A 425-nucleotide genomic window follows, 5' to 3' on the forward strand; every position below is an offset into this window, starting at 1 on the left:
GCTGCCGGGTGCGCCATCAGAGCGAACGATGTCCACACCGGTTACGCGGCCCTGTATGGCAGAAGCGGCGTCTGGTACCGGCAGGTTTTTGATATCGGAACCTTTTACGGAGGCGATGGTACCGGTAACGTCGCGGCGGGTTTGTGTACCATAACCTACCACTACTACTTCTCCCAATCCTTTGGTGGTAGCGTTCAGTGATACGTTAATAACGTTCTTGTCGCCGACCGTGATTGTTTGCGGTTCATAGCCGATAAACGAGAACAAAACCGATTTAGCACCCGAAGGTAAAGAAAGGCTATAGTTCCCTTTTGTATCTGTACTGGTGCCATTGCTGGTGCCCGGCACTAATACATTTACACCAGGCAGACCTGCGCCGTCTGCCGCTCCGGTAACTTTTCCGGTAATGGTCTTCTGTGCTATTG

General features: G+C 52.2%; 1 protein-coding gene. It reads right to left on the minus strand.

The window, feature by feature from the left end; genetic code table 11:
• Window positions 1-425: carboxypeptidase-like regulatory domain-containing protein (locus AC1DLM_RS35545; RefSeq protein ID WP_477572642.1), on the minus strand; the 425-nt coding region annotated here is incomplete at both ends.

The sequence above is a fragment of the Paenibacillus sp. 01T442 genome, from assembly GCF_056398345.1.